We start from the raw sequence: 25554 nt of genomic DNA, 5'->3' as shown, positions 1-25554 counted from the left end.
GGCCGGGGATTGAGGAGAATTCTGGAATGTCCATCGACCGCCTGCGCGGCATTTTTTCGGCTGTGGCGCTGCTCGCCACCGTGACCCTTGTCGCCTCGCCTGCCCGCGCCGACCGCTGCGATGATCTCGCGCGGCAGCTCAAGAGCCAGATCGACGGGCTCAGCGTCGGGCGCACCGCAGCCAATGTGATCTACCTGTCGCATCCGGCGGCCAAACAATTGCGGCTTGGCTGCGCCAGTCGCAATTTCAGCAACGAGCTCTATGCGGCGTCCGCGACCCGCAAGCCGGCGCCGGCGTTCACGGACCTCGTCGCCAGTGCGGCAGCCGTCATCTTCACGATCCCCAAACCGGATACGGTGAAGGGCACCACGCGATGTCTCGGCCGCATGGGGATTTTCCGCGGCGATGACGTGAAGCTCCGCTATCGCCGGCTCGACCTGCGCTGCACCCGCAACAAAACATCGGCGAACATCACGATCTCCCGCGGCAAGGACGAATGAGGAATTCGTTTCAATTGTAGTGAAGTCCTGGACGGCGCGTTTACCACCGTTTCCAATCCGCCCCGATTGCCGCAAATTGCAGCGCCTGATTTACCAACTCCTTGTTGGCGCATGCGCCATGGTTCGACTGCAAGTGTTGGAAACAGGGAATTTGAAATGAGCGTTTCAAGCGTCAGCAGCGCACCGCCGGTCGCTGAGGTAAAGCAGATCGAGGCAAAGCCGCCGGAGCCGAAGAAGAACGACGACAACGACAGCCGCACCGCGCCGCCCCCACCGCGTGCAGCACTGCCGCCCGGCCAGGGCACCCGGATCGATCAGCTCGCTTAGCTCGGCACCGTCGGACAGAGACCAACCGCCGGTCGCGTTGACGCGAGGCCTGCCCCATCACTGCCGCGAATCTGGTATCGGATGCGGGCCGAAGGAGGCCCGACATGATCGTTCGTCTCGTGATACGGACGCTGGTCTGGTTCGGCGTGATCGGCGCCGTTTTGTTCACCGCCGCCGGGACCTTGCAATGGCCGGCGGCGTGGTCATTTCTGCTCTTCATGATCCTGCTCGGCCTTGGCGGCGGCCTGTGGCTGATCCAGATCGATCCCGCGCTGTTTGAAGAACGCATGCGCCCCGTCGTACAGCAGGGGCAGCCCACAGCGGACCGCGTCTTCATGGTGGCGTTCTTTACCGTAGCACTGGTCTGGCTGATCGTTGCGGGGCTGGATCAGCGCTTCGGTCTTTCGCAAATGACCGTTGGCGTCCAGGTCGCGGGTACGGCACTCGCAATCACGGGAATAGCAATCTCATTCTGGGTACTGCGCGAAAACAGTTTCGCCGCACCGGTCATCAAGCTTCAACGCGACCGCGGCCAGCACGTCATCGATACCGGTCCGTATCATCTCGTGCGTCATCCCATGTATAGCGGCGCCATCCTGTTTTTCCTCGGCACATCCCTCTGGCTTGGCTCGTGGTGGAGTACCGCGCTAACGCTGATCCTAGCCGTGCTGCTCGCATGGCGCACGACGGCCGAAGAGCATACCTTGCGGGACGGTCTCCCCGGCTACACCGACTATACGACGCGCGTCCGCTATCGTCTGTGTCCGGGGCTCTGGTAACCTCGCCACGCGAGCTGCGCGGCGCTATTTGTCCAGCGCCTTGTAGTGCCGGAAGATGCCGTCCTTGTTGAAGGCAATGCGGCGGTCGCTGTCGAGATAGGCCTTGATGTTCGGGCGAGCCGCCACGCGGTCATGCAAATCGATCAGGCCCGGGATCTCCCGCTCGAATTTTTTCATGCGTTTCGGAAATGCGTAGCGCAGTCCTTCGACGATCTGGAACAATGACAGATCCACATAGGTCGCCTTGCGGCCAGTGACATAGGCGCCCTCGCCAGCCTTCAATATCCGCTCGAAATAGCCGAGATATTTCGGCACGCGCTCTTTCAGGAATTCCGCGCTGCGCTTTCTGGCGGGACCTTTCTGATCCTCATAGTAGAGCGACACGCCGATCGGGTGATGGGTATCGTGCACCTCGGCGACGAAATCGGTGATGGTAAGCTGGAGTTCATGCAGTTGCAGCCGCGCCGCTTCCGACTTCGGCGCCAGACCGTGACGTGGGCCGAGATAGAACAGGATGTTCGCTGTCTGGCCGATCATCGTGGCACCCGCCTTGAGAAATGGCGGCGCAAATGGCGGAATGCCTTTCTTGCTGTCGAGCATCCTGGTCATTGCGGCCATGCCGCCCTTGCCGCGCGCCATGTCTCGGTAGTCCGCGCCTGCATCTTCGAGCGCCAGGCGCACGAATTCGCCGCGGCCCTGGATCGTCGGCCAGTAATACAGCTCATATCGCATGCGAACCTCGCCAAATGTCGCGTCAGGGGTGCCAGGGTAACTGCTCACCGCGGAATTCGTTCGCCGCGCTGGTCCGGCGAGAATTCCGCGCCGTCGTCCAGCTAGCGCCGCAAAACGCGCCATGGCCGGGACAGGCCCGGCCATGGCTGAGTGTATTGCTACTTGTTTGCCGCAACAGACCTCAATTCGACGCGAAGCAATACAGCAGCCCGTCGCCGCCGGTGCTCTTCAGGTCGTTCTGCGAGCAGCCACCATCGGGGCCGCGCGACGGATGCGAGGTGTTCCATGACTTGGACGGCGGCTCTTCGTTCAGCCCCGTACGATCGATATGACCGACCATGGCGGCCCCCTGGGTGCTGCTCGTCCAGTTCTTGCAGGTGCGATCCTCGCCGGCGGCAAAGGCTGTGCCGTCGGTCTGCGAGCCGGTCAGCACGTCATGGCGATTCGGCGTATCGCCGCGGCCATTGATGACCTCGCCCTTCTCGCTGAGCGAGGTCTGCTTGGAGAGGTTGTTGCTGGCGCCATGCAGATCGGCGACATCCTTGGCAACGACGACGCCCTTGGCATTCTTCCACGGCCCGTTGCCGATCCGGTCCTTGGCATTGATCGCAGGCTTGCCGTCGGCGGCTTGCGTCGAGAGATAAGCGCGCCATGTCTTGGCGCCCGCGCCTGCAGCCTGCGCCAGCGTCTGGCAGTGATTGTCAGCACCGGCGAGGCCACCGAGATTGCCGCCATTGCCGATGCCATTGCTGGTGACGAAGAAGCTGGTATCCGCGCCCTGCGCGAACGATGGCGACGTTGCTGCAAGCGAGACGGCAACAGCACCGGCACATAGGCCGAAACGGGTCATGGTCGAGAGAATAGTGGGCATCGATTCCTCCAATTTGTTTTTGTAGCCACGCAACGCCAGTCGCGATGGGACGCAACTGACCAACACGTCATCCGGCGGATTATTCCCGCTCTCTTATTGAGATCATCGCCTGGCAATGCACACGCATGAGGCCAACAAAAAGCGCCGCGGAATGATCCGCGGCGCTTGTTCGATTTCAATGACGCAAAGCTTACGCCTGCTGGATCGCCGACAGTTCCCAAGCGGCGCCGCGCGGGCGCACGAAGGTCCAGATCTCGGTCGCTTCGATCGGCGTTTCACTACCAGCCACCAAGCGATTGGTGCCACGCTCCAGCGTCTTGTCGACCAGCGAGAAGCGCATTGCGACGCTCGCATAGTCGGTGTCGCCTTCGCGCCAGGCTTCCGCCAGGTCGCCCTGCAGCAGCTTCACATCCGACACCTTGTTGATGTCGTTGCGGGCCTTGTTCTCGGCGAGGTCCTTGGCGAAGTACGACACCATTTCCGGCGTCGACAGCTTGCCGAGCTTCTCGACATCTTCGTTCGACCAGGCAGCCTGCACGTCGCTGAGCAGCTTCTCGAAAGCTTCATAGTCCTGCGGTGCGATCTCGATCGGCTTGTCATTGTTCGAGCCGCCGAAACCGAAGCCACCGAGACCACTGCGCTGCGTCGGCTGTGCGCCATAACCCTGCTGCGCCTGGTTCATGTGTGCCTGGTTCTGGTCGGGACCATTGGCCGGGCCGGTATAGGCCGAGTTGGCCGGACCGGCATAGGCCGACGCCGTCTGGTTGCGACGTTGCCACCAGGACATTGCGAGGCGGACGACGATGATGATCAGGCCGACCTGCAGCAGCAGGCCGATGATCGACGAGATACCGCCGAGGCCGCTGAACAAACCGCCGCCGAACAGCATGCCGAGCAGGCCTGCGCCGAGGAAGCCGGCAGCGAGGCCGCCGAGCATGCCCATGCCCGGACGGTTGAAGAAACCGCCCTTGCTGGCTGCGCCCGTGGTCGCGCTGTTCATGCCGGGCGACCCCGGCTGTTGCATGGTGCGGTTGAACGGCTGAGCTGCGTTAGGCGCCGTCGACGTGCTCGGCGGGGCCGAGAACGTGCGGTTGCCGCGCGAGCCCGAGCTGCTGCCACCGCCAACGCGGGCGTCGGCAGAGGAGATTGCAATTGTGAGCGGCATCGCCAGCGAAAGGACGACGGCCATCGTCTTGACGACGCCGCGCATGCTGAACGTGAAAGTCATGGTCATTCCCTCAATCCCCGGCAGGGGGAAAACACCCCTAACATGGCTACCCCAGCCTAAAAGGGAAGCACCGTTCGAGGGTAAACGCTGCGGCCCTCGGTCGCGGCTCATCATTGAACCTTTGGCGCAAGAGTCATCTTGCTTTCAAACACTTATGCTGCATTGCGGGGTGAATGCGCATTAGAAGGCAGGATGGTATTGCCAGCGGCGCTCCGTTAATTCGGTGCCATGGTTTCCTTGACCTTGGCGATCAGCGCGCTCAGGGCGAACGGCTTGGCCAGGAAGGCGAATTGCTGGTTTTCCGGCAGGCTCTTTTCGAAGGCTTCCTCGGCGTAACCTGACACGAAGATGATGCGAATATCCGCATTGCGGGCGCGCATCTCCTTCAGCAGCGTCGGTCCATCCATCTCCGGCATCACCACGTCGGAGACCACGAGATCGATGGCGCCGTTCTGCTCGTCGAACAGCTCCATCGCTTCGACGCCGTTGCCGGCTTCGACCACCGTGTAACCGCGCGAGCGCAGACCGCGGGCGTTCAGCGCGCGCAGGCCCTCTTCGTCCTCGACCAGCAGGATGGTGCCCTGCCCGGTCAGATCCGCACGTGGCTTGGCGTCGGCAGCGGCTTCCTTGGCGGCGACGGCGGCCGCAATCGCCGGATCGGGAGCGACTTCCTTTTCCTGATGATGGCGCGGCAGGAAGATGCGGAACGTGGTGCCTTTACCTGGCTCTGAATCGACATAGACGAAACCGCCGGTCTGCTTGACGATGCCGTACACTGTGGAGAGGCCGAGGCCGGTGCCCTTGCCGACATCCTTGGTGGAGAAGAACGGTTCGAAGATCTTCTCGACGATGTCGGCGGGAATGCCGGTGCCGGTATCGCTGACATCGATACGCACATAGTCCGATGGCGGCATGCCCTTATAGGACAGCCGCCCGGCTTCCTCGGCCGAGACATTGACGGTCCGCACAGTCAACGCGCCGCCGTCCGGCATCGCGTCCCGCGCATTGACCGCGAGATTCACGATCACTTGCTCGAATTGCGAGATGTCGACCTTCACCGGCCACAGATCGCGGCCGTGCACGACTTCGAGTTTGACCTTCTCGCCGATCAGGCGCTTCAGCAGCAGATCGATATCGGACAGCGCGTCACCGAGATTGAGAACCGTCGGGCGCAGCGTCTGGCGGCGCGAGAATGCGAGCAACTGGCGCACCAGTGTCGCCGCGCGCGTCGCGTTCTGCTTGATCTGCATGATGTCCTGGAACGACGGATCTGTCGGCTTGTGCGCGTTCAGCAGGAAGTCGTTGGCCATCATGATGGCGGAAAGCACGTTGTTGAAATCGTGCGCAATGCCGCCGGCCAGCTGGCCGATGGTGTCCATCTTCTGCGCCTGGTTGACCTGGTTCTCGAGCGTGCGGCGCTCGGTGGTCTCCAGCATGTAGACGATGGCCGCTTCGGTCTCGCGCTCGTTCTCCTCCACAGCGGTGACGAAGAACTGTCCCCAGCGCTCCTTGGCACCTTCCAGCAGCGCTTCCACCGGCGGGATATCGCCCTGCCCCTGCGCGGCGTGGCCGATGGCCGCGACGAGCTGGTTGCGGTCGCGGTCGCTGACGGCGGCCAGGATCGACTTGTTGACGGCGCCCGATGTGTTGAGGCTCTGCGCCAGCTTGGCGAAACGGGCATTGCCCCGCACCACGGTGCCGTCGCGATCCACCGTCGCAATCGCCATCGGCGTATGATCGAAGAAGCGCATGAAGCGCACTTCGGCGGCGCGTTGCGGATCCGAGCGCTCGTCGCGGGCGCGGCTGATGACAAGGGTGCGCGACGCACCCGGCACGCCGTCGGCGCCGAAAGCGAGCTTGTGATAGAGCCGCACCGGCATGGTCTTGCCGTTGCGCATGCGCAGGTCGATGTCGAAGACTTCGGTTTTGACCTCGCCGGGCATCGGCACAATGGATGTCAGCAACGAGGCACCGTCGCCAGAGACGATGTCGGTCAGCTTCAGGCCGCCGGAGCCGATCTCGGCAAGATCGTGATCGAGCCAGTTCGCCAGCGTGGCGTTGACGTAGACCAGCTCGCCCTTTGGATTGACCGAGAAGAAACCGCAAGGCGCGTGATCGAGATATTCGATGGCGTGCTGCAATTCCTGGAACACGTCTTCCTGGCGTTGCCGATCGCGGGAAATATCGGCCACCGACCACACCGTGGATTTGGCCTCGCGCTTGCCCTCACCCAGTGGACGCACGCGCATGCGCAGCCAGCGGCCATGACTGCCGTCGGGCGCTGCGACACGGACCTCCTCCTGCTGACGCTTGCCCTCGCGGGCAGCCTTGAGCAGACGGAAGACGGCTTCGGAGACATCGGGATTTCCGATGAAGACGCGCTCGACCGGTCGCGCATCCTGTGCGGAGGCCGCGCCGGTCAATGTGAGATAGGCAGCATTGGCATAGACCACATGGCCCCGCGCATCGGTGACCGCGATACCGTCAAAGGCGTGATCGGCCACGGTCCGCATAATCGGATCGTCGGAGGCACGATCGGCAAAGCGGACAATACCGGCGGCAAAGGCGAACAACACGAACAGGCCGACCATCGCCAGCAGCGCCAGCAGGCCCAGAATATAAGGCTGCGCCTGGGCGCGGCCGAGAGTCATGAATGCCACGGCGCAGGCGATGATCGCGGCGGCAATCAGCAGCACCAGCACGATGCTGCCGCTGCGCCGGGCCGGCTCGTGCAGAACCGGATTCTGCGCCGTCATCGATTGGCGATCGTGGTCGGTCTCGGCAGTCATCGGACGGTTCGTCGCCTGTTGGCAGTTGCGGCAGCGCGGGTTTGCGCGCCTCCTGAGTGCATCAATCGGCTGGCCTTACGCAAGCGCCGCGTCGGCCTATTCGCTTCCAATCCGCCGATTCGCAACACGTTCCCGGCCCCTTGCCCGGCCCTTTGCCAGGCGCTTTCCCGAATCATGGCGTACGCCCGGACAGGCCACGCTTCAGGCCCATGACGTAGCCAATGACTTCGGCCACCGCATGGTAGTGTTCGCCCGGAATTTCCTCGTCGATCTCGACGGTGGCGTAAAGCGCGCGCGCCAGCGGCACGTTCTCGACGATCGGAATATCGTGCTTGCCGGCAACCTCCCTGATCTTCAGCGCGATGTTGTCGACGCCCTTGGCGACGCAGATCGGCGCGGTCATGCCGCGCTCATAAGACAGCGCCACGGCGTAGTGCGTCGGGTTAGTGATGATCACCGACGCCTTCGGCACCGCTGCCATCATGCGCTTCTTCATGTTCTGCTGACGCAGCTGCTTGATCTTGCCCTTGATGTGGGGGTCGCCCTCGGACTGCTTGTATTCTTCCTTCACTTCCTGCAGCGACATCTTCAGCTTCTCGTACCAGGTGCGGTACTGGAAGAAGAAGTCGGCAATGGCGACGAAGGCGAGCATCGCCACCACCGAACCCATCAGCTGCAGTGTCAGCGATGTGGTGATGCCGAGGATCGCCGACGGATCGATATGGATCAGCGCATCCAGACGAAACCGCTCGGGCCACAGCACCGCGCACATCACGGCGCCGAGCAGGACGAGCTTGAACAGCCCCTTCAGGAAATTGGCCAGCGCCTGCTTGCCGAAGACGCGCTTGGCGCCTTCCATCGGCGACAGCTTGCTGAACTTGGGCACCAGACCTTCGGTGGAGAACACGAGCCGGTGCTGGATCAGATTGCCCGCAAGCGCGGCGATCACGAGAAACAGGATCGGCATGCCCATGGTGGACAAGATGGACATGCAGAGGCTCTTGGCCAGCATCAAAAGTCCGGGCCCGTCAGTCCGTATCATCCAGGAATTTTGCAGAAGGTTTTTGAGCGGCGTCTGCAGCCCGCCGCCGACCGAGCCGTTGAAGGTCGACAAGACCAGCGTCGCGCCCGCCAGCAGGAACCAGGTATTGACCTCCTGGCTTTTGGCTACGTCACCGCGTTCGTGAGCATCGTCGAGCTTTTTTTGCGTGGGGTCATGTGTCTTCTCGGAATCGTCGTCGGCCATCCGCGCGCCCCTATATCCGCGGCATCATTTGTTGCATGACGCCGGTGACGTATTCGAGGTAGGTCCCCATCATGGTCGCGAGCACAACGGCGAAGATCAGGAATCCGATCATGATCGAAAGCGGTACACCGACGAAATAGACCTGCATCTGCGGCATCAGCCGTGCCAGCACGCCAAGCCCCATGTTGAAGACGAGGCCGAACACCAGGAAAGGCGCAGCAAGCTGCGTGCCGATCTTGAAGGCCGCCGCGAAGGCATTGGTCGCGAGCTTCGCCACATCGCCCGTCGACATGATCTCGCCGGGCGCGAAAATCTTGTAGCTGTCATTGATGGCGGCGATCACGAGGTGATGCGTATCGGTGGCGAACAGCATCGTGATGCCGAGCATCGTGAGAAAATTGCCGATCAGCACGCCCTGCTGACCCTGCGTCGGATCCACCGAGGTGACGAAGCCGAGACCGAGTTGCTGCGCGATGATTGATCCGGCGACCTGCAGCGCCGACAGCGTGACGCGCGCGGTGGCGCCGAGCACGACGCCGATGATGATCTCATGCACCAGCAGAACCAGCATCGGCACGATCGATCCCATATCGACGTTATAAGCGCCGCGATGCGCCGGCAGCATGAGAAGGGTCAGTCCCAATGCGATCGACAGCTTGGCCCGTGCGGGAATGTTGGTTTCGCCAAAGCCCGGCATCAACATCACCATCGTGCCGATGCGGGCGAAGGCCAGCATGAAGGCAGCGGCGAGAGCGGGCAGAAGCGAGACATCGATGCGCATACGGGATTGTGCATCACCCCCCGATGATTCGCGACGATATCCGCAACATGTAGCTCGACAATGCGTCCCCCATGAACGGGAGCGTCAGCATCATGGTGGCAAAGACCGCGAGAATCTTCGGCACGAAGACCAGCGACTGTTCCTGGATCTGGGTCAGCGCCTGCACCAGCGACACGACGACGCCCACCAGGAGGCCCACGACCATCAGCGGACCGGACACGATCACAATCGTCCAGATCGCATCGCGGGCAACGTCGAGAGTTTCGGGGCCGGTCATTGCGGTAATCCTTGTGTTACGCGGTGTTCGTGATGAGGAGGATCAGATCGGCATCTTCATGATGTCTTCGTAGGACTGGATGACGCGATCGCGCACCGAGACCAGCGTCGACACGGCGACGTCGGTTTCCGCAACTGCCGTGACCACGTCCATCACATTGGCCTTGCCGTTTGCCATTGCGATGGTCTGCGCATCCGACTTGCGACCGGAATCGAGCACGCTGCCCAGCGCGTCCTTGAGGACCGCGCCGAACGACTGACCACCACCGGCGTCCGCCGCCTTGTTGAGACCGCCACCGACGCCGCCGGCGTCCATGATGCGCGAGAGGGCCGAGTAAGCATTGGCGGCGACAGAGGGAGTTGCCATGGTTCAGCTGTCCTGTTCAGGCCTTGAGGATGTCGAGCGTGCGTTGGATCATCCGGCGCGTGGCGCTGATGATGTTGAGATTGGCTTCGTAGGAGCGCTGCGCTTCCTTCATGTCCGTCATTTCCACCAGCGAGTTCACGTTGGGGTACTTGACGTTGCCGGCGGCATCCGCCGCGGGATTGCCGGGCTCGTAGCGCGTGGGAAATGCAGATTGATCCGGCCTGATGCGGCCGAGGCCGACGATGCGGGCATCCAGCGAGCGGTCCAGCTCCGATTTGAAGGTCGGCACCTTGCGGCGATAGGGGTCACCGCCCGAAGTCTGCGCTGTGGACTGCGCATTCGCGATGTTTTCCGAAATCACCCGCATGCGGCCCGCCTGGGCGCGCAGACCGGAGGTCGCGATGCCCATGGAACGCGAGAAGTCGCTGATATCGTCTGCCATGATGAGCTCCCTTTATGCGCGCGGCGGCGTCAGCGCTTGCCGATAGCGGTCTTCAACAGACCGAGGCTGCGGGTGTAGAGCGAGGTCGCGGCGGCATAGTCCATCTGGTTGGCCGAGACCTTGAGCATCTCGTCTTCCAGATTGACGGCATTGCCGGCGGGGCGGGTCTCGTAGCCGACCCGGTTGTTCTGGTTGAAGGAGGCCGAGCCCCCGGTCGGCAGGATATTGGTGCCGGAGGCGCGCATCATCGGCAGCGAGCCCATGCCGCCGGCGGTGACGGACGTGTTCCCGGCCTTGTCGAATTTCGGTTCCACGAGATCGCGTGGGCGGAAGTTCGGAGTGTCCGAATTGGAGATATTTTCGGCCAGCACACGCTGGCGCTCCTGATGCCACTGCATCTTGGTGCGCAGCGCCGACAACATCGGCATGTCGCTGATCGCCATCGGCCTTCTCCGCCCGCCCGGACGGAGTGTCCTGAGCTAGGCAGAATTTGCCGCCTGCATGGTTAATACGAAGTTAATTTCCGGCGGTACTTGTTACCGAACCGTAAATGAATGCTGCAAAATTGACGTTTTTCGCAACTGCCAACGCTTTTTCGCCTGAATTGGCCGATTAACCATCCCCATCGGCCATACGACGGGGCGGCAGAAGTCGTTTTGGCTGCGGCGATTCATAGTTTATTATTAACCAACGGCAGGTTCTGCCGTGGGGCGTTAACAGATGGGGCGTGATTCACGCTGCGTGCGGGGCGTGCGGGGGTATGACACCTCCAGCTCTGGACGTGGACGTTGCAGCCACCCTGTCTGGCTGGGGACTTTATGATGCAATCATCGGTGCAATTTATCTTGGCCTTCGTTGTCGTGCTGGCGCTGATCGGGCTTACCGCCTGGCTGGTGCGCCGATTCGCTGGCAACCGGCTGGGCAACAACACCAGCCGCGGGCGCTTGCCGCGACTCGCGGTGATCGATGCCGCCGCCGTGGACGGCCGCCGCCGCCTGGTGCTGGTCCGCCGCGACAATGTCGAACACCTGCTGATGATCGGTGGCCCGTCGGACATTGTCGTCGAGCCCAATATCGTCCGCGCCATGCCCGGCCGCGAGCAGGCCCCGCAGCGCGGCGGCCTCGCCGCCGATGTGGCAAGCCGTGGCCCATCGCTGCCTGAAGCCCCGAGCTGGGCAGAGAGCAACGACTCCGGCTTCGATTCCGAACCGCATGTGCCGGAGCCGGCGCCGCGCCCCGCGCGCCCCTCCTTTATCGAAGAGCCACGCCGCCCGGCCGCGCCTTTGCCGGAGCGTCGACCCGATCCGGTAGCCAGCCTCGCGCCGGAACCTGCACCGCGCCCCGAACCGGGGCCACGCAACGAACTTTTCCCGCAGCGGCCGATTCCGCGAAGTGAAATGCCACGTGCCGAGATGCCACGTAGCGAGCCGATGATGCCGCGCCCGATGCGTGCCGATCCGCCGATCCGCACCATGCCGCAACCCCGCACGCCGGACCGTCCCGTCGCAGCAGCACCGACCCCGCCTGCTCCGGTTGTTACTGCCCCGGCTCCCGCCCCGGTCGTTGCGCCGCCCGTACCGACGCAAGCCCCTACGCCTCCTGCTCCGGCAGTCGCCGTGTCGTCTGCCGATCAGAACCTTGCCGATATGGCGCAGCGCCTCGAAGCAGCCTTGCGCCGTCCTGCCGGCGAAACCCGTCAGGATGCGCCTGAGCCCCGGGTCGGCGCTCCGTCGGTGGCGCCTGAGGCACCATCGATCCGTCCGGCTTCGCGGTCGCCGGAAGTCTCGATCGCCAGCCCTGCCCGTGCGGAGGCGCCGCCCGTCGTCCCGCCGGTCAAATCGGGTTTTGAAAATCTCGAAGACGAGATGGCCTCCCTGCTGGGACGGCCAAAGTCCAGTTCGTGAGTTCGGCGAACCTCCCGCGTAGAGTATTTTTCCTTTCTGTTCTAATCGCCGCCGGGACCTTCGCAGGTCCCGCGATGGCGCAGGACATCAGCATCAATCTCGGCGGCGGTGGCGGCGGCGTCACCGAACGTGCGGTGCAGATGATTGCGTTGTTGACGGTGCTGTCGATCGCACCGTCGATCCTGATCATGATGACGTCATTCACACGCATCGTGGTCGTGCTGTCGCTGCTGCGCACCGCATTGGGTACAGCGACGGCTCCGCCGAACTCGGTGATCATCGCGCTGGCGATGTTCCTTACGGCTTTCGTGATGGGACCGGTGCTACAACGTTCCTATGACGACGGTATCAAGCCGCTGATCTCCAACGACATCACCGTCGAACAAGCCCTGGTGCGTGCATCCATTCCGCTGCGCGGCTTCATGCAGAAGAACGTGCGCGAGAAGGATCTCAAGCTGTTCATGGATTTGTCGGGCGAGCCAATTCCAGCGACGCCTGACGACCTGTCGCTCCGCATCCTTGTGCCGGCCTTCATGATCTCCGAGCTGAAGCGCGCTTTCGAGATCGGCTTCCTGCTGTTCCTGCCCTTCCTGATCATCGATCTCGTGGTCGCCTCGGTCTTGATGGCGATGGGCATGATGATGCTGCCACCGGCGGTGGTGTCACTGCCGTTCAAGCTGATCTTCTTCGTGCTGGTGGATGGCTGGTCGCTGGTCGCGGGCAGTCTGGTGCAGAGTTACGGGCAGTAGCGAAGCTCGCCCCTACCGCGTCATCTCGATCTTGCGGACATTGACCACCGGCTGCGGCTTCAGCGAGCCGGTCGGCATCGGATCGGCACTGGCGCCGGGCAGGATCGCCTTGGCGCTGCTTTCAGGGAAACGCGTCTTCATCTCGCGCAGGAAGCCGTCGAGCGTATCGACGGACGCGGCCATCTTGGCAATGGCGGCGAATTCCGAAGAGTTGGTCGAAGTCGGCTTGCTCGCGGTGTCGAAGGCGATCTTGTCGGCACCGACATTCATCAGCGGCGCATACTTTTCGCGGAAACGCGCGAGACCGAGGGCGTCTTCCGCCAGCGCATAACCCACGACAGCACGGATGATGTCGCTCTTTTCGCTTGGCGTCAGCGGCGAGAAATCTCGCCAGCGGTCGCCATAATAGAGTTCGATCTGTTCGGAGGCCTCGCGCCAGCGCCGCGACGACCAGTAGATATCCGAGCGGAGCCGGATCGCTTCGCGTCCGCTGACATGAGAGATGATGTCGAGCGCCAGCTCGCGGCGGCCGATGTCACTCTGCGCCCGCGCCTCGAGCAGCAGCCGCTGTTGACGCAGCTCGCCATTGAGATCGGCGATCCGCGTAGTGCGCAGCGCGGCGATGGCGCGGTCGGGCTTGCGGCTCATCAGATAGACCATCGCTAGACGCGCAGCGACCTGCGAGCGTGCAGCGCCCTCGAGACGGTGATCGACCTGATACTGCAGAAGCTCGGCGGCCTGATCGAGCAGATCGACGGCCACGAGACGATCTGCAAGACGGCGGATCATTTCGTCGCCGCGGCGGCCGATCGGGGTCAGCTCGCGAAACTCGTAGAACATCGCCAACGCATCGACCGGCGGCAGGCTGTCGCCCTTTGGCGACAGATAAATTTGCGAGAACAGCGCTTGCGCCTCGTCCTGCACCTGGCGCGCGGCTTCGCTGTTGGCCTGGCGCTCGGTGGCTGTACGGGCGGCCAGCAGCGAGTCATTGTAGCGGCCGAGTTCGGCATACATGCGCGACAGGATCTGCAGCACCTGCACTTCCGTGCCGTCGCCTCGCCAGGTCACTGCCAGCACTTCGAGATCATGCAGCGCGTCCTCGCTGCTGATCTCGTTGCGCTTCTGGCGCAAATTGATTTCGCGCAGCTTGGCTTCCGCTGCGGATTGACGATCCACCGACCCGGTGACGTCCTGATACTTCGACAGCGCATCCTTCTCGCGGCCGAGCGCCTCATCGAGCCAGCCGCTGAGCAGCATGGCCGCGGGCTTGATCTCCGGCGAGATGCCGACCGTTTCGAGCTCACTGCCGCGCGACGACGCGCCGGCATAGTCCTTGACCTCGAGCGAGGCCCGCAGCGCGAGCATCAGGGCCGCACGCTGCAGATCGGCCGGCAGCGCGGCGAGCGTGAACTCGGCATTCTTGAAACGCTCGCGCGCCTCGACCCATTTTTCCTGTTTGGCGTAGGCGAGCGCCTTCCACAATTCACCATCGTAACCCGGCCCGAGCACCGGATTGGCGATATCCTTCAGGGTCTGTTCGGGACGCCCCATCATCGCGCTGGCCACCGCATGAACGATCAGCGCGACAGGGCTTTCCTCGCCGACCTTGGTGTCCGCGATCGCGAGATCGGCGACGCCCTTGGCCTCGTGATACATGCCGCGCGCCATGTAGAATTTGGCCAGATCCATTCGTGCCTGCGGCAGCGAGCTGGCTTCGGCTGATGACATCGCGTCGATCAACTCGTCGAAGCGTGCGTTGAATGGGCCTTCCTGATCCTTGCGCCATTGGCCGACATCGAAGATCGGCCGGGCGACCGTCGAGGCGCGCTGCGGCGCGGCATCGGCGGCAGACAGTGTCAGGCCGCCGGGCTTGGTGAGCATCACCTTGTCGATACTGGCTTCAACGGACACGTCGTCGGAGTTCACCTGAACCACCACGCCGTGAATCGATTCCAGCAACGAGAATTCAACGAAGTCCTGGCGACGGATGAAGCCGCGCGATGGTGGCAGCGCGGTGATGATATTGAGCGTATCGCCGGCATCCGGATCAACCAGGCGATGCTTGAGACCGGGCTTGGCCAACGGCACCTGCACGCTGGCGCGCGAGGGATCGGCAATGTTGCGCACGGCGGACAGCGGCTGCGACGGCGTCTGACGTGTATCGGCCAGCATCAGCGACCAGGCCTGTCCCGCGCCGGCAGGATCGTCGGTCGTGAGCGAAGCCAGTTGTGGGCGATTAAGGCGGATGCGGATCGCCTGCCCCTTCTCCAGCGGGATCGTGCTCACATCGGCAATGATCGATCCGCTGTCGCGGCGGATCGGCGCGGTGTCGATGGGCCGCGTCGAATCTGCCACCAGCCACAGGATATCGCCGCGGCGAAACAGGGCGGCCGGCGTTGGCGATGGAAAAGCAAAGGCTATGCGCACGCCGTCGCTGCTGCGCTTGACCTCAACCGGCATGCCCGCCGGTTCGGTCGGCGCAGCAGCAACGGGTGCAGCAGCAGGGGCCGCCGCAACGACAAGCGCAGGCGGCGGTGTTTCTTTGGCAGGAGCTACGACAACAGGCTCGGCTGCCGGCGCAGGTTTGGGTGATTCAGCGACCTTGGCCGCCTCGGGCTTTGGCTCTTCCGGCTTCGCTGCCGCGACGGGCGCTGCCGGTGCAGCCGTCGCAACCTCGACCTTCTTCTCCGGAACGATCTCTCTTGCGATCGTCTCGGAGGTCGGCGGCACGATCTCGCCGGAGCGCTGTGCCGGAACGCTGGCGGGCTTCTCGACCTCGGGAGGCTTCGCCGCGACCGGCGGTTTCTCGTCCGCAGGAGCGGCCACCGGCAGCTTGGCCAGCGGCGACGGCTTTTCATTCTGCTGGAAGCCGATGTCGACGACGTAGCTCTTGTCCTCGCGGAACGACTTCACATCGACGTCGCCGATCAAGCCGATCTCAACGGCGGTCCGGTTGCCGTCCATCGCCTGACCGATCGATGCGACATTGGCGGGTGCAGACAGTTTGGCATCGGCGAGATCGAACACCAGACCGGCATTGAAGGTCAGCGTCAGCGTCTTCTCGTTCAGCACCGACGACACACCGACGCCGCCGGTCTCGAACACGAAACGCACGAAGGTCGGCTGCACGGATGCGCGCACGCGGATCGGCGGCTTCTTCTGGCTTTCCGCGGCAGCGCGTTGCTGTCGCAAGGCGCGCTCTGCCGCGCGCGCACGCTCCGACAATTCCTTGACCACATCCTGCGGCAGACCGGGCGGCATGCCCTTCCAGGTGTCGGGCAACAGATCGATGAAAATGCGCTCGCCCGCCGTCATCGAATTGACGGTCACCCTGCGTGACAAAGCGAGGCGGATCGCCGTGCCATCGGGATCGCGGCGTGCGGAGCCGATATAGTCTGGAGCGGCGTCGCCGAGAATCTCGACAGGAATATCGACCGGCCGCTTGAAGCGAATGACGAGAATGGTGCCGGCCTGCGTCACCTCGGACTCCACGTCCTCGGCAAGCTTCAGCACGATGCGGCCATAGCCGCCCGACGTGCCCATGCTCGCGGTGCCCCTCACCGCTTGCGCAGATGCGGCATCCGGGAACGACAGGGCAAGACAGACAATGCCCGCGAGGACCGCACAACGTCGAACGGCCCGCGTCCATGCGCGAGCTTGCGTCCAACATGCAACGGCAGCCGTCCGTGCCATTCAGAAGTGTCTCTCAGCCCGATGCTCGAAGGACGACCGGTCGTTCGCCCTGTGTCGAATCTAGATTCCGCGCTCTAAGGATTTGTTAATTAATTTCTTTAATTCCGGCCCTGCTGGATCGGCCTGCCTTCGATCTTGGGCAGTTCGACCGCCGCGGCAGATCGTTCGCCGCCCGAGGCGCGGCGCGCCAGTTCAACGGTGAGGCGTTCAGCGGCCTCCGGCTGCATCAGACCGAGAATGTCGGACATCTTCCGAGGCGCAATCTGCGAGGCGATCTCGAACAGCACCGGCATTTCCAGCCGGTCGAAGATCTTCGCCGCGTCCTTCGGCTTCATGCTTTCATACATGGTGACGATACCCTTGAAGCGGGCGGCATCGACTTCGCTCTTCTGGTCGTTCGCCGTCTTGATACCGGCTTCGACGCCCTTCAATTCATCGACGCGGGTTTCGATGCGCTTTTCCGCGGCCTTCAGCAGGCTCTCGCGAATGTCGATCTCGCGTGCACGCGCCTCCAGCTCCTGACGGCGCGCTTGCAGCCGTTCGAGGATCGCCCGTTCGGCCGGCGAGATTTGAGGAGACAGTTCGACAGGTGGGTTGCTGGTCGGTTCGATCGCTGCAGGCGCTGCTACCGCGGGCTTCTGCTCTTCCTTCTTGGCTGACACCGAGCCGGTAATGTCGCCGTCCGCTGGCTTGCCGCCCGGGAAGTTGAACATCTCCTGCGCCCACGAACCTTTCGTAGGCTGAGGCTGCGGATCGTAGTTGAACACGTAGCCGCCATCGATCACCAGGCCGGCGATCTTGAGAATCGCGAGCCCGAAAACCGCCACCAAGACGACAGGAAGAATACGAACGTCCCGAAAAGCTTTCATGCAGCGATGCCGTCAGGCCTCCTCCGCTCGGCAAACGCCTGCGCTGCCGCGGCATTGGCCCGCGCTGCGGACACCCGCGGCGCATCAGGGTCGGTTTCGGTGAGCGGCCGTGCCGCCACCGCGATCTTCGATAGCCGGCGCACGACAGCGTCGCTCTCGGCGAGCTGGGCTTTCAGTTGATCGGCCAGCGCCGTTGCCGCCGAAATCTGGCTGCCGAGATTCTCGTTAACGTCGCGCACGGTAAGCTTGAGTCCGCCGATCGCACGCTCGGCGATCTCGGTCACGGTGATGAGCTCGCCGATCGTGGCCTTCAACGATTGCTCGTCCGCCTTGAGGCGCTTCAGGCGCTTATTGAGCAACATGCAATAGGCGATGGTCAGGATCAGAAGCACCGCAACCAGGCTCTCGATCACAATTCCTAATGAATGACTCATTGTGCCTCCATCAATTTAGTTTGCTCATCAGCCTTCTCAAACATGGCGAAGGTTGTGTTAGGCTTGCGTAATTGTTTCGTGACTCTAATGGCAACGCGGTCGCCGACACGGCCCATGCGACCTTCAGTCAAGGTCACGGCTCCGCAACGCACGGCAACAAGGGCATCCGCCCGCATTTCCAGCGGCAGCGTATCGCCCACTTTGAGAAGCATCAGCTGCTTCAATGGGATCTCCGCCTCATACAGCACGGCGTCGACGGCGATCTCGGCCTGAGCAATTTCAGTGGCGAGATGGCTTTCCCAGATCGGATCACGGCCGAATTTTTCGCCCATGAACATCTGCATGAGCACGGCGCGGATCGGCTCGATCGTCGCATAGGGCAGCAGCAATTCGATATTGCCGCCGCGATCTTCCATGTCGATATGCAGGCGCACCAGGATTGCGGCATTGGCTGGACGGCTGATGGCGGCGAAGCGCGGATTGGTCTCAAGCCGATCGATGTTGAAGCTCACCGGCGACAGCGGCCGGAACGCCTGTTCAGCGTCGGCCAGCACGACTTCGATCAGGCGCTTCACCAGATTGGTTTCGATGGTGGTGTAGGGGCGGCCCTCGATGCGCAACGAAGCCTGGCCGCGGCGACCGCCGAGCAACACGTCGATCATCGAATAGATCAGGCTGGAATCGACGGTAGCGAGGCCAAAATTCTCCCACTCCTCTGCCTTGAACACGCACAGCACGGCTGGCAGCGGAATCGAATTCATATAGTCGCCGAAACGCACCGAAGTGATGCGATCGAGCGAGACTTCGACGTTGTCGGAGGTGAAATTGCGCAGGCTCGTGGTCATCAACCGCACCAGACGGTCGAACACGATTTCGAGCATCGGCAGACGCTCATACGACACCATCGAGGAATCGATGATGGCGCGAATGCCGGAATTCTCGTCGAGATGAACTTCGTTGACGCTGAAGCCGAGGAGGTTGTCGATTTCTTCCTGCGAGAGAACGCGCTCGCCGCCGTTCTTGCCGCCGCCGATATCGCGACCGCCATCCTCGACCATGGCGGCCCATTGCTCCGCCATGGTGCCGGTGAGTTCGTTTTCGGCAGCCGCTTTCGCCGCCTCAACGGGATCCTCTGAATCCAGAGACGCTTCCCATTCGGCGGCAATTGCGTCCTGATCGACCTGTTCGGTAGACATCAGCCTAAATCCAATTCCTCACTGAATGAGGATTTCCTTGAACAGCACAGCGTTCACGTGATGAGGAGAGATCGCGGCATTGACGCGCCGCGTCAGCTCTTCCTTCAGCCGGAACATGCCAACGGAGCCGTTCAGATCGGTGGTGCGCAGTTCGCGCAGGTAAACCTGGAACATGTCGGTGATGCGCGGCATCGACGGCGTGATCTGCGCCACGAGCGGCGCTTCCTTTACCTCGAGCACGATCTTGGCCTTGAGATATTGCACGCGCTCGCCGGGCTGACCGGCAAGGTTCACCAGAATCTCCGGTACATCGATGAAGGCGAGCGGCTTCGCAGCCGGCGCGGCCTCTTTCTTCTCTTCCTTGGGATGTCCCTTCAGGAAGAACCAGCCGCCACCGCCCGCTGCAAGCACCAGCACGCCCACGACGATTGCGATCAGCTTGAATTTGCTCTTGGGAGCTGCCGCCTCGTCCCCAGTCGGGGTGCTTTCTGAAGTTTCCGTATCCGCCATCGCCTGCCCGTCCGGGGTTGGGATGAGCTCGATGCTGCAAAGCAGGCAATAAAGACGCGATACAAATGCTGCCAGCGCCCAAGGCCCTGTGTGATCGTGACGCTAGGTCGCAATGGTTAACGGAATCTTTCTTTTGACGCTCAACTAGGAAAATTCTGCCGGCAATTATGGTCAACAAGACCTTTCTGCCGCCTGCTTTCGCGCCCTGAAAACCACCAACAAATTGAAAAATATCAGCTTTTTGACTTGGCACGGCTTTCGCTAAGTAGTCTGCGAACCGCGGCTTGGGAGAGCTGTGCGGTTTACGGGATCCGCGGCGAGCTTGGGAGAGCGATCCGCGCGAACTTAGGGGAGAACCACCGATGGAGAATATGCTTCTCGTCGGACTGTCACGGCAGATGACGCTTCGGCGTCAGATGGACGTCGTGGCGAACAACATTGCGAATATCAACACGAGCGGCTTCAAGGCCGAGCGGACGATTTTCGAGGAATATCTGAGCCCGGCCGCCCGCGAAGACAACTTCGTCGGCCGCGACCGCCGCGTGTCCTTCGTGCAGGACCGCGCCACGATGCATGATTTCACCGGCGGCGCGACCGAGCAGACCAAGAATCCGCTGGATGTCGCCATCGATGGCAACGCCTTCCTCGCGGTGCAGACCCCGAACGGCGAGCGCTACACCCGCGACGGCGGCATGCAGATCAATTCGCAGGGCCAGCTCGTGACAGCGTCGGGCGCACCGGTGCTCGGCGCCAACGGCCCGATCGTGTTCCAGCAGACCGACCACGACATCAACATCTCGCAGGACGGCACGGTCACGGTGCTCGAAGGCATCAACCGCATCGACTCCGTGCGCGGCAAAATTCGCATGGTCAACTTCGCGCAGCCCCAGCGGCTGGTGAAGGAAGGCTCCAACCTGTTCTCGGCCGGTCCCGGCGCCAATCCGCAGCCATCCACCACGTCGAAGCTCAACCAGGGCTTCATCGAAAAGTCGAACGTCAGCTCGGTCGTCGAAATGACCCGGATGATCGACGTCACCCGCGCCTATACCGAGCTGTCCAACATGCTGCAGTCGCAAGGCGATGCGCGGCGCTCCGCCATCGAAAAACTTGCCGACGTTCCGGCTTAAGGAATCTGACCCATGCGCGCTCTTTACACTGCAGCGACCGGGATGGCGGCCCAGGAACTCAACGTCCAGGTCATCTCGAATAATATCGCCAACATGCGCACGACCGGCTTCAAGAAGCAGCGCGCCGCATTCCAGGACCTCATCTACGATCACGTCCGCCGCGTCGGTGCGCAAGCATCGGATCAGGGCACGGTCATTCCTGTCGGCGTCGACATCGGCGGCGGTGTGAAGACCGTCGGCACTCCGCGCATGATGACCCAGGGCACGCTGTCGGCAACCGGCGGCGATCTCGATATCGCGGTCCGCGGCGAAGGCTTCTTCAAGATCCAGCTCACCGATGGCACCTTCGCCTATACTCGCGATGGCACGTTTTCCACCGACCAGCAGGGCCGCATCGTCAACCCGCAGGGCAACCTGCTGCAGCCAACGATCTCGATTCCCCAGGCATCGTCGCAACTCTCGATCAATGCGCAGGGCCAGGTCTCGGTCATCGTACCGGGCTCGACGACCCCGACCGTTCTCGGCCAGATCAGCCTCACGCGCTTCATCAACAAGGCCGGTCTCAATTCGATCGGTGACAACCTGTTCACCGAAACACCGGCCTCCGGCCCACCGCAGGACGGCGTCGCCAATGCCGACGGCTTCGGCGACATGCAGCAGCGCAACCTCGAAATGGCCAATGTCGAAGTGGTCACCGAAATCTCGGACCTGATCGCCGCGCAGCGCGCCTATGAGATGAACGCCAAGGTCATCAGCGCTGCCGACCAGATGCTGCAATCCACCGCCGGCATGTTCCGCTGAGGAGAATGATCATGACATCAGCCATGCGTTCGCTTCTCCTCGCCACCGCCCTGCTCGCTGCAGCGGCCACTGCTGCGCTCGGCCAGGCGCAGCGCGACGAGGTCATCGCATCGCCAACGCTGCGCGCCAACGTCACGGTCTCCAGCGACGTGGTGCGGATTGGCGATGTCATCGACAATGCCGGCCCCACCGCGCAGATCGCAATCTATCGGGCACCCGATCTCGGGACCGTCGGCACGCTGTCAACCGCGCAGGTCATCGCGGCGTTGCGGCAGCATCAGGTGATTGGCGTTGATACACGCGAGCTCAAGTCCATCACGGTGACGCGGCTGTCGCGCAGCATCGACAGCAAGGATATCGAGAACCAGGTCGCGCAAGCGCTGGAGAACCGCCACGGCCTTGGTGCCGCTGCCAATCTCAGCCTCACTTTCGACCGCGAAGTCCAGGGCCTGCAGCTCGACGCCAGCAATACCGGCGCGTTGCAGCCCGTCGCGGCCCGGTTCGACGCGCGCAGCGGCCGTTTCGACGTCACCTTTGCGATCGGCAACGACACCAACGTGTCTGCCACCAAGCTGCGCTTCACCGGCAGTGCCGTTGAGACCGTGGAAGCGGCGGTGCTGGTCCGCGGCGTCGAACGCAACGAAGTGCTGAAGTCCTCCGACGTCGTCGTCGAGCGTCGCCCGAAAGCCGAAGTCGGCAACGATGGCGTAACGCGCGACCGCGCCGTGGGCATGCAGAGCCGCCGCCAATTGCGCGCCGGTCAGGCAATCCGCAATGCCGACCTCGCCAAGCCAGACCTGGTCACCCGCGATCAGGCAGTAACGCTGATCTACGAAACTGCCGGCCTCTATCTCACGCTGCGCGGCAAGGCCATCGAAGGCGGCACCGAAGGCGACGTGGTCAATGTGATCAACCTGCAGTCCAAGCGCACCGTCTCCGGCGTCGTGGTCGGCCGCGGCCAGGTCGCCGTCTCCGCTCCGTCGCCGCGTCTTCCCGCACAAGTCGAAACTCCAGCACCAACTCCTGTCCCAACCCGCGAGTCTCTCCCGTCTGAAAAAATCTCCCAGGCCAGACCTCCCCTGGCCAACTCTCCCGCTGCCACCTCTCCCGTCGCTCTCGCTGCCAACGACCACGTGCCTGTTTCTCGAAAAGCTGAGTAAAGTTGATGTTCCAGTTCCATCGTCCCTTCGCCACCGGCGCTGCGCTTCTGACGGTCGGCCTTGCTGCCAGCGGCTGTTCATCGATCGACCGTCTCGCGTCCATCGGCGAGAAACCGGCGCTCACGGCGATCGAAAACCCAACGACACAGCCCGGCTACAAGCCGGTGCAGATGCCGATGCCGAAGCCGGAGGTCGCATCCTACAACGCCAACTCCCTGTGGCGTAGCGGATCGCGCGCGTTCTTCAAGGATCAGCGCGCGCGCCAGATCGGCGACATTCTGACGGTGACCGTGAACTTCACCGACAAGGCCAATATCGCCAACGAGACCCAGCGCAGCCGCACCAATACGGAAAACTCGGGGATCACCGACTTTGCGGGCAGCAAGCTGCTGACAGGTTCGGCTGCCTCGGTCCTGCCCGGCCGTCTGCTGACGGCTGACGGATCGTCGTCGAGCGACGGCAAGGGATCAGTCGCACGACAGGAAGCGTTGCAAACCAGCGTTGCCGCCGTGGTCACGCAATTGCTGCCGAACGGCAATCTCGTGGTCGAGGGCAAGCAGGAAATCCGCGTCAACTACGAGATCCGCGAACTGATCGTCGCCGGCATCGTGCGTCCGGAAGACATTCAGAGCGACAACACCATCGACAGCGCCAAGATCGCCCAGGCCCGCATCGCCTATGGCGGCCGCGGTCAGATTTCGGACGTCCAGCAGCCGCGCTACGGCCAGCAAGTGATGGACGTGCTGCTGCCCTTCTAACGTTACGAGCTCCCACATCTCATCGTGCTCCCACGCGATGAGGTGTTCACGCACGGCCTTCCGTCAGCTCCCCTGGCGGAAGGCCGTCGTCGTTCTGGACAGACTGGAAACGCGGCGCAATCATTCGTCAGCTCTTGAAATCCACCTCGACGCTGCCCAGTCCGAGCAATTCCATTCGGACGTGATCTCCGGGATTGAGCCACGCCGTCTGCACGAGACTGCCCGTCAGTACGAAGTCTCCGGCGCGCAATATCTTGTCTCGAGCCGCGAGATGGTTGGCAAGCCAGGCCAGTGCATGATGTGGATGACCAAGAACATCGGCGCCATTGCCGCGCCCCACTTCCGTGCCGTTAACGACGGCACGTCCAATCACCGACAGAAGATCAGGCGCCTTGCCACGAGTAACAGGCGCACCCAGAACACATCCTGCCGCAAAGAAATCATCTGCGATCAGTGTCGGCGCATCCATACTGCGCCAGTCCGCATAACGATCATCGACGATCTCGATAGCCGGATGGTAGGCATCGATCGCTGTCGCTACATCATCAGCTGCGAACAGCTCGCCCGACGGCATCAGATCGCTCGCGAGCTGGACCGCAATTTCACACTCCACGCCGACATGTACATAATCGTTGTAGCGCAGCGACGTTCCGGCGGCATGAACACCACTCATATAGAGTCCGCCGGCGCAAGGGTGCGAAATACCGAGATAATGCTGCATCACCGCGCTTGTGCAGCCGATCTTGTAACCGACCTGCAAGCCGAAATCGGGCGACAGCAAATTGTGAAGCGCGTCCTGCACGCGATAGCCATCAGCTTCGTCATGCGGGACCACGTCTGGCGGCAACACGGCGAGCGGCGTGCGGTTATGGCGGACGTAAGCCAGGATTTCGGCGATCGCGAGATACTTTTCCATCGGCGGTCCCTTCGCTCGTCACACGGCTCATGCCGACATATGACTAACGGGTAGCGACCACCATCCTGCTTGGCAACGGTGCGCAGCGTTGCTAGCGCGAACCGACGCTCGCGCCACTGCAACTCCTCGATTCTGGAGTTCAGCCGAAGACCCTGGTCAGGTCTTCATGAAGTCGCCTCATCCCGGCTGGTCCGGTGAATATCTCCTTCACCTCGGCCAGAGCTTCCGTCGTCAGGACATCTTCGGAACGCCGGCCCTGCGCCGCAGTCGCCAGGATGCGCGAGGCGATCGCGGCCTGATTGCAGGAGGTGCGGTGCTGCTCCGGCACCCTTGCGACGACCTTCTGAAGAACATTCCGCATCAGCGCGATCGTATCGGGATCATAAGAGGCAGGCGCAGCCATTGTTCATCCTCCCGTTTTTTCTGGATCCAGCCTACGTCCTATCGGCAAATGATGACGTTCATATTCCCGTGTTTAAGAATGTCGCCGTGCTGCAGTGCAGTCATCGCAGATCACTGCATCGCACAGCATGCGTGGTTGCCAACCAGAACACCGAAATGAAAAACGGCCGCCCGATGGGCGGCCGTTTGGTATCGGAAAGACTATTCGTCGCGATAGACCTTTTCGCGCTTCTCGTGGCGCTCCTGAGCTTCCACGGAGAGTGTTGCGATCGGGCGGGCTTCTAGCCGCTTGAGCGAGATCGGCTCGCCGGTCTCCTCGCAATAGCCGTAGGTATTATCCTCGATGCGCAGCAGCGCGGCGTCGATCTTGGAGATCAGCTTGCGCTGCCGATCACGTGCCCGCAGTTCGATGGCGCGGTCGGTTTCCGACGATGCACGGTCGGCGAGGTCGGGGTGATTGACGTTCTCCTCCTGCAAAGCCTGCAGGGTGAGTTTCGATTCACGGAGGATTTCTTCCTTCCAGGCCAGCAATTTCGCGCGGAAATAGTCGCGCTGCCGGTCGTTCATGAAAGGCTCTTTTTCGGAGGGGCGATAGCTTTTCAACTTGTCCAAGGCCAATCCATCTATGCGTGCAAGGCGCCGGAAATGACCGGCCGCGCCGCAGCTTATATAGCTAGGTCATGTGACAGACAATAAC

The 25554-nt window shown here is 62.5% G+C and carries 27 protein-coding genes; 9 read left to right on the top strand and 18 right to left on the bottom strand.

All coding sequences use genetic code 11. The features are described 5' to 3' along the window. Positions 1-26: 26 nt before the first annotated feature. From LPB73_RS05740 to LPB73_RS05730, 3 genes are all read left to right on the top strand, one after another. Positions 27-500, top strand: coding sequence for a hypothetical protein (locus tag LPB73_RS05740; RefSeq protein WP_231079917.1), 474 nt, complete (start codon positions 27-29; stop codon positions 498-500). A 156-nt stretch (positions 501-656) separates the two neighbouring features. After that, positions 657-827 (top strand): hypothetical protein, encoded by a 171-nt coding sequence (locus tag LPB73_RS05735; protein ID WP_231079916.1) that lies wholly within the window; start codon positions 657-659, stop codon positions 825-827. A gap of 104 nt (positions 828-931) precedes the next feature. Beyond that, positions 932-1606, top strand: coding sequence for a methyltransferase family protein (locus LPB73_RS05730; RefSeq protein WP_231079915.1), 675 nt, complete (start codon positions 932-934; stop codon positions 1604-1606). A gap of 24 nt (positions 1607-1630) precedes the next feature. Here the strand turns inward: LPB73_RS05730 and LPB73_RS05725 are convergent, their stop codons facing one another. The 10 genes from LPB73_RS05725 to flgB all read right to left on the bottom strand — a co-directional run bounded on the left by LPB73_RS05725 (position 1631) and on the right by flgB (position 10781). Beyond that, positions 1631-2338 (bottom strand): glutathione S-transferase, encoded by a 708-nt coding sequence (locus tag LPB73_RS05725; protein WP_231079914.1) that lies wholly within the window; start codon positions 2336-2338, stop codon positions 1631-1633. 181 nt (positions 2339-2519) lie between these two features. Then, positions 2520-3188 (bottom strand): lectin, encoded by a 669-nt coding sequence (locus LPB73_RS05720; RefSeq protein ID WP_231081082.1) that lies wholly within the window; start codon positions 3186-3188, stop codon positions 2520-2522. A 211-nt stretch (positions 3189-3399) separates the two neighbouring features. Beyond that, positions 3400-4437, bottom strand: coding sequence for a Tim44 domain-containing protein (locus LPB73_RS05715; protein ID WP_231081081.1), 1038 nt, complete (start codon positions 4435-4437; stop codon positions 3400-3402). Between the two features lie 215 nt (positions 4438-4652). Then, positions 4653-7226, bottom strand: a complete 2574-nt coding sequence (cckA, locus tag LPB73_RS05710; RefSeq protein WP_231079913.1) for a cell cycle histidine kinase CckA — start codon at positions 7224-7226, stop codon at positions 4653-4655. A 172-nt stretch (positions 7227-7398) separates the two neighbouring features. After that, positions 7399-8472 carry a flagellar biosynthesis protein FlhB gene (gene flhB, locus LPB73_RS05705; protein WP_231079912.1) on the bottom strand — a complete coding sequence of 358 codons (1074 nt, stop codon included), beginning with the start codon at positions 8470-8472 and terminating at the stop codon, positions 7399-7401. Positions 8473-8482: 10 nt separating this feature from the next. Further along, positions 8483-9253, bottom strand: coding sequence for a flagellar biosynthetic protein FliR (fliR, locus tag LPB73_RS05700; protein ID WP_068735671.1), 771 nt, complete (start codon positions 9251-9253; stop codon positions 8483-8485). 13 nt (positions 9254-9266) lie between these two features. Further along, positions 9267-9530, bottom strand: coding sequence for a flagellar biosynthesis protein FliQ (gene fliQ / locus LPB73_RS05695; protein WP_068735669.1), 264 nt, complete (start codon positions 9528-9530; stop codon positions 9267-9269). A 42-nt stretch (positions 9531-9572) separates the two neighbouring features. Further along, positions 9573-9896: a flagellar hook-basal body complex protein FliE gene (gene fliE, locus LPB73_RS05690; RefSeq protein ID WP_231079911.1), complete on the bottom strand. Its 324-nt coding sequence runs from the start codon at positions 9894-9896 to the stop codon at positions 9573-9575. Positions 9897-9912: 16 nt separating this feature from the next. Next, a complete protein-coding gene (flgC, locus tag LPB73_RS05685; protein ID WP_089265171.1) occupies positions 9913-10338 on the bottom strand; it encodes a flagellar basal body rod protein FlgC in 426 nt (141 codons plus the stop codon). 29 nt (positions 10339-10367) lie between these two features. Further along, positions 10368-10781, bottom strand: coding sequence for a flagellar basal body rod protein FlgB (gene flgB, locus LPB73_RS05680; protein WP_231079909.1), 414 nt, complete (start codon positions 10779-10781; stop codon positions 10368-10370). A 375-nt stretch (positions 10782-11156) separates the two neighbouring features. Between flgB and LPB73_RS05675 the strand changes: the two genes are divergently transcribed. Beyond that, positions 11157-12242 (top strand): flagellar biosynthetic protein FliO, encoded by a 1086-nt coding sequence (locus tag LPB73_RS05675; RefSeq protein WP_414716865.1) that lies wholly within the window; start codon positions 11157-11159, stop codon positions 12240-12242. Continuing rightward, positions 12239-12991: a flagellar type III secretion system pore protein FliP gene (gene fliP, locus LPB73_RS05670; RefSeq protein ID WP_092146430.1), complete on the top strand. Its 753-nt coding sequence runs from the start codon at positions 12239-12241 to the stop codon at positions 12989-12991. Before LPB73_RS05675 ends, fliP begins: the two co-directional genes overlap by 4 nt. Positions 12992-13003: 12 nt before the next feature. Here fliP and LPB73_RS05665 read toward each other — a convergent pair whose 3' ends face one another. The 5 genes from LPB73_RS05665 to fliL form a co-directional block, all read right to left on the bottom strand. After that, positions 13004-16534: a tetratricopeptide repeat protein gene (locus LPB73_RS05665; RefSeq protein WP_349768802.1), complete on the bottom strand. Its 3531-nt coding sequence runs from the start codon at positions 16532-16534 to the stop codon at positions 13004-13006. 248 nt (positions 16535-16782) lie between these two features. After that, the gene (locus tag LPB73_RS05660) at positions 16783-17553 is read right to left on the bottom strand and encodes a MotE family protein (RefSeq protein ID WP_231079906.1); all 771 of its coding nucleotides are present in this window, start codon (positions 17551-17553) and stop codon (positions 16783-16785) included. Continuing rightward, on the bottom strand, positions 17550-17987 hold the full coding sequence (locus tag LPB73_RS05655) for a DUF6468 domain-containing protein (protein ID WP_089265176.1): 438 nt from the start codon (positions 17985-17987) through the stop codon (positions 17550-17552). Before LPB73_RS05655 ends, LPB73_RS05660 begins: the two co-directional genes overlap by 4 nt. Continuing rightward, positions 17984-19183 carry a flagellar motor switch protein FliM gene (gene fliM, locus LPB73_RS05650; protein ID WP_374725713.1) on the bottom strand — a complete coding sequence of 400 codons (1200 nt, stop codon included), beginning with the start codon at positions 19181-19183 and terminating at the stop codon, positions 17984-17986. The genes LPB73_RS05655 and fliM overlap by 4 nt, the downstream gene beginning before the upstream one ends. Before the next feature lie 18 nt (positions 19184-19201). Continuing rightward, a complete protein-coding gene (gene fliL, locus LPB73_RS05645) occupies positions 19202-19693 on the bottom strand; it encodes a flagellar basal body-associated protein FliL (RefSeq protein WP_175366556.1) in 492 nt (163 codons plus the stop codon). A 362-nt stretch (positions 19694-20055) separates the two neighbouring features. Between fliL and flgF the strand changes: the two genes are divergently transcribed. From flgF to flgH, 4 genes are read left to right on the top strand one after another with little or no spacing between them, the layout of a single operon-like run. Beyond that, positions 20056-20820 (top strand): flagellar basal-body rod protein FlgF, encoded by a 765-nt coding sequence (gene flgF, locus LPB73_RS05640; RefSeq protein ID WP_089265179.1) that lies wholly within the window; start codon positions 20056-20058, stop codon positions 20818-20820. A gap of 12 nt (positions 20821-20832) precedes the next feature. After that, entirely contained in the window at positions 20833-21621 is a 789-nt protein-coding gene (flgG, locus tag LPB73_RS05635) for a flagellar basal-body rod protein FlgG (protein WP_089265180.1), read from the top strand. A gap of 11 nt (positions 21622-21632) precedes the next feature. Then, complete coding sequence (gene flgA / locus LPB73_RS05630) at positions 21633-22781, top strand: flagellar basal body P-ring formation chaperone FlgA (RefSeq protein WP_414716864.1); 1149 nt, start codon at positions 21633-21635, stop codon at positions 22779-22781. Between the two features lie 5 nt (positions 22782-22786). Further along, the gene (gene flgH / locus LPB73_RS05625) at positions 22787-23539 is read left to right on the top strand and encodes a flagellar basal body L-ring protein FlgH (RefSeq protein WP_068736258.1); all 753 of its coding nucleotides are present in this window, start codon (positions 22787-22789) and stop codon (positions 23537-23539) included. Positions 23540-23666: 127 nt separating this feature from the next. On the opposite strand, the gene LPB73_RS05620 is transcribed toward flgH, so the two are convergent. The 3 genes from LPB73_RS05620 to dksA form a co-directional block, all read right to left on the bottom strand. Beyond that, positions 23667-24455 (bottom strand): 2-keto-4-pentenoate hydratase, encoded by a 789-nt coding sequence (locus tag LPB73_RS05620; protein ID WP_231079902.1) that lies wholly within the window; start codon positions 24453-24455, stop codon positions 23667-23669. Positions 24456-24594: 139 nt separating this feature from the next. Continuing rightward, positions 24595-24858, bottom strand: a complete 264-nt coding sequence (locus LPB73_RS05615) for a hypothetical protein (RefSeq protein ID WP_120291376.1) — start codon at positions 24856-24858, stop codon at positions 24595-24597. Between the two features lie 200 nt (positions 24859-25058). Further along, complete coding sequence (dksA, locus tag LPB73_RS05610) at positions 25059-25469, bottom strand: RNA polymerase-binding protein DksA (RefSeq protein ID WP_068735634.1); 411 nt, start codon at positions 25467-25469, stop codon at positions 25059-25061. Between the last annotated feature and the right edge of the window lie 85 nt (positions 25470-25554).

Source organism: Tardiphaga sp. 37S4, assembly GCF_021044645.1.
GTDB lineage: Bacteria > Pseudomonadota > Alphaproteobacteria > Rhizobiales > Xanthobacteraceae > Tardiphaga > Tardiphaga robiniae.
This window is presented reverse-complemented; position numbering and strand designations above follow the sequence as displayed.